Source organism: Nocardioides sp. REDSEA-S30_B4 (assembly GCF_001627265.1).
In the GTDB taxonomy this organism is placed as follows: domain Bacteria; phylum Actinomycetota; class Actinomycetes; order Propionibacteriales; family Nocardioidaceae; genus Nocardioides.
This window is the reverse complement of sequence record NZ_LUPI01000003.1, coordinates 1-5,454: the sequence shown is the minus strand read 5'-3', so window position 1 is coordinate 5,454 and position 5,454 is coordinate 1. Positions and strand designations below refer to the sequence as shown.

The following is a 5,454-nucleotide window of genomic DNA, read 5'->3' as shown; positions in this document are numbered from 1 at the left end:
GTTCGTGAGCGAGTGGATGCTTGGTCGCTTCACACCTCACCCGGAGGTCTTCGTCATCGTCCAGCAGGCACGCCGTACCTAACGTCCGTGGTCAGTACACCTAGTGCTCGACTGGAACCACCTCTCAGCACGTCGCGTCGACGCTCCTGCGTCGCCCCTGGACGACCCACTCGACACGCCCACAGCACAGGCCATGTGACGTGTCCCGGCTTCCCGGACGGTCGGGATTGGGTGGCCGTGATGTCGCTGAGTTCTCGTCGGGGGGGGTCAGCAGACTCGATCAGGGTCGATGGGGATGAGACGCGAAGGCGGTCAGGACAGGGCGGCCGAAGCCGGCCGGCGGGGTAGCGTCGATCACGTCGAGGTCCTTCAGGTGGCTGGCGTAGGAACCGCCATCTTCGAAAGACCTCGACCCATCTCACCGCACCGACGCGCGCTACAACTCGGTGCTGCTCAACCTCTACCGCGACGGGCGGGACTGCATCGGATGGCACGGCGACGACGAGTCGGCCCTGTGTCCCGAGCCCACCATCGCCTCCCTGTCCCTGGGCAGCACCCGGACCTTCGCGATGCGCCACCTCGCGAGCGGGCGCGAGGTGCGCCTCCCGCTCACGCACGGCAGCCTCGTGGTGATGCACGGGGAGTCGCAGAGCGCCTGGCAGCACGCCGTACCGGCGACCGACGAGCCCGTCGGCCCCCGTCCCAACCTGACGTTCCGGTGGTGGCACTGAGAGCAGCGCCGCCCCTCCCACCACGACCATCCACCGCATAGGTTGTGGGCATGGAGTTCCGCTACCTCGGCAACAGTGGTCTGAAGATCTCGGAGATCACCTACGGCAACTGGCTCACCCACGGCTCGCAGGTCGAGAACGACGCGGCCACCGCGTGCGTGCGCGCCGCGCTCGATGCGGGCATCAGCACCTTCGACACCGCTGACGTCTACGCCAACACCAAGGCAGAGACGGTGCTCGGTGAGGCACTGAAGGGCGAGCGTCGTGAGTCGCTGGAGATCTTCACCAAGGTCTACTGGCCGACCGGTCCGGGCGGGAAGAACGACACCGGGCTGTCGCGCAAGCACATCATGGAGTCGATCAACGGCTCGCTGACCCGGCTCCAGACCGACTACGTCGACCTCTACCAGGCGCACCGCTACGACACCGAGACGCCGCTGGAGGAGACGATGCAGGCCTTCGCCGACGTCGTGCGGCAGGGCAAGGCGCTCTACATCGGCGTCTCGGAGTGGACCGCCGACCAGATCCGCGCAGGCCACGCGCTCGCGAAGGACCTCGGCATCCAGCTGATCAGCAGCCAGCCGCAGTACTCCATGCTGTGGCGGGTCATCGAGGGCGAGGTCGTGCCCGCGTGCGAGGAGCTCGGCATCTCCCAGATCGTGTGGAGCCCGATCGCGCAGGGCGTGCTCACCGGCAAGTACCAGCCCGGCCAGGCTCCCCCGGCCGGCTCGCGCGCCACCGACGACAAGGGCGGCGCCGACATGATCAAGCGCTGGATGGACGACGACCTGCTCACCCGGGTCCAGAAGCTCCGTCCGCTGGCCGACGAGGCCGGCCTGACCATGGCCCAGCTCGCCGTCGCGTGGGTCCTGCAGAACCCCAACGTCGCCTCCGCCCTGGTCGGCGCCTCGCGCCCCGAGCAGGTCGAGGACAACGTCGCCGCCGCCGGCAAGAAGCTCGACGCCGACCTGATGAAGGCGATCGACGACGTTCTCGGCGACGCCGTCATCGACGACCCGGGCATGACCGAGAAGACAGCTCCGAAGACCCGCGTCGTCTGATCCGTACGGCGCGACCCGACCGACGGCCCCTCGACCGTCGCTGACCCATCGTGGACGTCTCCGGCTCTGCCGGACATGTACGGGGTGACACCGTCCCCGACACGAGGAGCCCACGATGGATCTCGACCACCTGCTCGACCAGTCCGGTCCCCCGGTCGCCCGACGGACCCCGGAGCTCCACGAGGAGCTGCGGGGTCTGGTGGTGGCCAGCGAGGACGCTCGTCGGCCCCGGCGTCGGGCGCGGATGACGCTGGTCGGGGGCGTCGCCCTGGGTGTCCTCGGTCTCGGGACCGTCGCGACGGCCGCCGGTGTCCTGCCAGGCTGGGGGCTGCTCACCACCGGGTCCGGGCAGACCTGCGAGGTCGATGTCGCCGTCCAGGCGCTCTCCCCCGGGTACGGCGAGCCGTCGGCCCCGGCCTTCAGCGACGCCGAGCAGGCGGCCACCCTCGCCGCGGCGCGCGCGTTCCTCGCGGACCTCGACTACGACGCGATCGACCGCGAGGACGCCATCAGCGACTGGCAGTCGGCCGAGGAGCGGGTCCGGTCGGAGCAGGAGGACCCCTCCGAGCGGCAGCCGGCGCTGACCGGCGACGACCTCGAGGTCACGGCGGTGCAGCACGCGGTCGTGGAGCGCATGCGCTCGGCGCTGGCGGCGCAGGGTCACGACCTGCGCGCTGTGACGGTCACGACCGGCAACGGGTGCCGGCTGTGACGCCGGACGCCCGGGCCAGGATGCGCGCCGCACTGCACGCCACGTCCAGCGACCTCCTCGGCTACTTCGAGCGTCGCGTCGACGTGCGCGAGGACGCAGCCGACCTGCTCGGCGAGACGATGCTGCAGGCCTGGCGTCGGCACGAGTCGGTGCCCGAGGACGCGGTCCGCCAGCGGATGTGGCTCTTCACGATCGCAGGCCATGTGCTGGCCAACCACCGTCGTTCGCGCCGTCGCCGCGGAGCGCTGACCGACCGGCTCCGCGAGCACCTGAGCACGGCGCCGGTCATCGACGGACCGGACGAGGCCGAGCAGCACGCCGTACGCGACGCGGTCCGGCGGCTGCCGGACGCCCATCGCGAGCTGGTCATGCTGATCCACTGGGACGGCTTCGCCGTCGCCGAGGCCGCAGAGCTGCTCGGCCTCAACCCCTCCACCGCACGCAGCCGGTACGCCGCCGCCCGCGAGACCCTGCGGGATGCCCTGACCGGGTCGTCCCCGGTCAAGGCACCCGCGCGGATTCAGAGGATGTAGAGCATCTCCTGGTAGGTCGGCAGCGGCCACAGGTCGTCGGCGACGAGGCCCTCGAGCTCGTCGGCGGCCTCGCGGACCGCGGCCATCGCCGGGAGCACCGTGTCACGGCAGTACGCCGCCTCCTCGATGCCCTCGTGCTCGTGGGCGCCCTCGATGGCCGACGACAGCGCCGCGAGCCCGGCACGGAGCGCGGTGATCGGTGCGGTGACGGCCTCCAGCGTGGAGGTGTCGGCCTCGACCCCGGCCGCCTTCAGCGCCGCGACGTTGGAGGCCAGCTCGGTCTGGTAGCGGATCGCGGCCGGCAGCACGGTGGTCGAGCCGATCTCCAGCGTCAGGTTGGCCTCGACCCCGACGGTCATCACGTACTGCTCGATGCCGACCTCGTAGCGACTGTGCATCTCGCGCTCGTTGAAGACGCCGTACTTCTCGAACAGCTCCAGGGCCTCGGAGGTGACGAGCTCGGGCAGCGCGTCGACGGTGGTGCGGAGGTTCTTCAGGCCCCGCTGCTCGGCCTCGACCTGCCACTCCTCGGAGTAGCCGTTGCCGTTGAAGATGACCGCGCCGTGGTCGGAGATGATCGAGGTGAGCAGCTGCTGCACGGCCTCGTCGAAGTCGGTGCCGTCGGCCACGGCGGCCTCGAGCACGGTCGCGCAGTGGTCGAGCGCCTCGGCCATGATCGTGTTGAGGATGACCATCGGGCCGGCCACGGTCTGCAGCGAGCCCGGCGCGCGGAACTCGAAGCGGTTGCCGGTGAAGGCGAACGGGCTGGTGCGGTTGCGGTCGCCCGGGTCCTTGCTCAGGTCGGGGAGGGTGTCGACGCCGATCATGAGCGTCCCCTTCTCCTTCGAGCGGGTGGCGCCGCCCTTCGCGATCTGGTCGAAGACGTCGGCGAGCTGGTCGCCGAGGAAGATCGAGATGATCGCGGGCGGGGCCTCGTTGGCGCCGAGGCGGTGGTCGTTGGACGCCGAGGCCACGGAGACGCGCAGGAGACCGCCGTACAGGTGCACGGCGCGGATCACCGCGGCGCAGAAGACGAGGAACTGCGCGTTCTCGTGCGGGGTGTCCCCGGGCAGCAGCAGGTTGCCCTGCTCGCTGTTGCCGATGGAGAAGTTCACGTGCTTACCCGAGCCGTTGACGCCCGCGAAGGGCTTCTCGTGGAACAGGCACTCCATGCCGTGCTTCTTGGCCACCGCCCGGAAGGTCGTCATGGTCAGCTGCTGGTGGTCGGAGGCCTCGTTGGCCCGCTCGAACATCGGCGCCACCTCGAACTGCCCGGGCGCGACCTCGTTGTGCCGGGTCTTGGCCGGGATGCCGAGCTTGAAGAGCTCCCGCTCGGTGTCCATCATGAAGCCGAGCACCCGCTCGGGGATCGCCCCGAAGTAGTGGTCGTCGAACTCCTGGCCCTTGGGCGGCTTGGCCCCGAACAGCGTGCGACCGGCGTTGAGCAGGTCGGGTCGGGCGTGGAAGAAGTGGCTGTCGACCAGGAAGTACTCCTGCTCGGGGCCGCAGAACGCGACGACGTTCTCCGGCTCCTCGTGCCCGAAGAGGGACAGCACCCGCTTGGCCTGCGCCGACATGGCCTGCTGGCTGCGCAGCACCGGCGTCTTGTGGTCCAGCGCCTCGCCGGTCATCGAGATGAAGACCGTGGGAATGCACAGCGTGTTGCCGTTGGGGTTCTCCAGGACGTACGCCGGGCTCATCACGTCCCAGCCGGTGTACCCGCGCGCCTCGAAGGTGTTGCGCAGCCCGCCGTTGGGGAACGAGCTCGCGTCGGGCTCACCCTGGACCAGCGTCTTTCCCGAGAACGACGCCAGCGCGGTGCCGTCACCGACCGGGTCCAGGAAGCTGTCGTGCTTCTCGGCGGTCAGGCCGGTCAGCGGGTAGAACACGTGCGCGTAGTGGGTAGCGCCCTTCTCCAGCGCCCAGTCCTTCATCGCCGAGGCCACGGCGTCTGCGACGGCCGGGTCGAGCGGCGCGGACTTCTCGATCGTCGTCAGCACCGATCTGTAGACCGACTTCGGCAGCCGCTTCTGCATCACGGTGAGGCTGAAGACGTTCTCGCCGAAGATCTCCCCCGGCTCCTCGCCGGGGTCGAACGTGACGGGCGGCGGCACGAAGGCCTCCACCGACGTGATGGCCTGCAACCGGACCGGATTGGACGTCATGGGGGCACTCCCTCAGCCATGCGCGGACGCGCGATCACCCGAGACCTACGCCATCACGCTAGGAGCGTCCGGTGTCGCTGGCATTTCGGCCCGGTGACGTTGGACGGCGCGTGCGCGAGCGACCTCTCGGCCGTGCGCGAGCGACCTCTCGGCCGTGCGCGAGCGACGGCGGATTCAAGGGGTGGTCGCAACACCTTTGGCTTGGTCTTCGGCGAGCAACTTAGCGAAGACCTCTGCTGGGGTGTGGAAGCC

The 5,454-nt window shown here is 69.8% G+C and carries 4 protein-coding genes and 1 pseudogene; 4 read left to right on the top strand and 1 reads right to left on the bottom strand.

Annotation, left to right across the window (positions count from 1 at the left end; translation table 11 throughout):
• Positions 1-434: 434 nt before the first annotated feature.
• From A6R01_RS00600 to A6R01_RS00585, 4 genes and pseudogenes are all read left to right on the top strand, one after another.
• A pseudogene (locus A6R01_RS00600) lies at positions 435-731 on the top strand (alpha-ketoglutarate-dependent dioxygenase AlkB); the annotation flags it as partial.
• A gap of 50 nt (positions 732-781) precedes the next feature.
• The gene (locus A6R01_RS00595) at positions 782-1,792 is read left to right on the top strand and encodes an aldo/keto reductase family protein (RefSeq protein WP_292602334.1); all 1,011 of its coding nucleotides are present in this window, start codon (positions 782-784) and stop codon (positions 1,790-1,792) included.
• Positions 1,793-1,907: 115 nt separating this feature from the next.
• Positions 1,908-2,504, top strand: a complete 597-nt coding sequence (locus A6R01_RS00590) for a hypothetical protein (RefSeq protein ID WP_292602329.1) — start codon at positions 1,908-1,910, stop codon at positions 2,502-2,504.
• Complete coding sequence (locus A6R01_RS00585) at positions 2,501-3,037, top strand: sigma-70 family RNA polymerase sigma factor (RefSeq protein ID WP_292602326.1); 537 nt, start codon at positions 2,501-2,503, stop codon at positions 3,035-3,037. Before A6R01_RS00590 ends, A6R01_RS00585 begins: the two co-directional genes overlap by 4 nt.
• Here A6R01_RS00585 and A6R01_RS00580 read toward each other — a convergent pair.
• Positions 3,025-5,202 (bottom strand): glutamine synthetase III, encoded by a 2,178-nt coding sequence (locus tag A6R01_RS00580; RefSeq protein WP_292602323.1) that lies wholly within the window; start codon positions 5,200-5,202, stop codon positions 3,025-3,027. The genes A6R01_RS00585 and A6R01_RS00580 overlap by 13 nt on opposite strands.
• Between the last annotated feature and the right edge of the window lie 252 nt (positions 5,203-5,454).

Excerpts from the sequence above, each read along its gene's own strand:
- A6R01_RS00595 (WP_292602334.1), top strand. The coding sequence starts at position 782 with ATGGAGTTCCGCTACCTCGGCAACAGTGGTCTGAAGATCTCGGAGATC.
- A6R01_RS00580 (WP_292602323.1), bottom strand. The coding sequence starts at position 5,202 with ATGACGTCCAATCCGGTCCGGTTGCAGGCCATCACGTCGGTGGAGGCC.
- A6R01_RS00590 (WP_292602329.1), top strand. The coding sequence starts at position 1,908 with ATGGATCTCGACCACCTGCTCGACCAGTCCGGTCCCCCGGTCGCCCGA.